Annotated in this window: 1 pseudogene; it reads left to right on the top strand. The window is 64.2% G+C overall.

The features are described 5' to 3' along the window. Positions 1-117: 117 nt before the first annotated feature. Positions 118-279 (top strand): annotated as a pseudogene (locus AIIKEEIJ_RS34330) (IS1634 family transposase); the annotation flags it as partial.

The raw sequence follows: 279 nt of genomic DNA, 5'->3' as shown, positions 1-279 counted from the left end.
ACCCGAGTTGGCTCACGTTTTCGGGATGATCGACGGCTCACGTCTGTGACCTGCTGGTTCTCGTCGGGATCGGTCTCTGATTTCACGCACTAACGGCTCTGGTTCTAGGCTCGGCGAGTGGTGTTTGTCAGGAAGGTGCGCACCAAGTCCGGGGCCACAGCCGTGCAGATCGCCCGCTACGTGGGCGGCCGGCAGGAGATCGTCAAACACCTCGGCTCCGCCCACACCGACGTCGAACTCGGCATGCTGCTCGAGCGGGCTCGGGCCTGGCTCGAACCC

The sequence above is a fragment of the Rhodococcus sp. YH1 genome (genome assembly GCF_009939605.1).
Taxonomy (GTDB): Bacteria; Actinomycetota; Actinomycetes; order Mycobacteriales; family Mycobacteriaceae; genus Rhodococcus; species Rhodococcus aetherivorans.
This window is presented reverse-complemented; position numbering and strand designations above follow the sequence as displayed.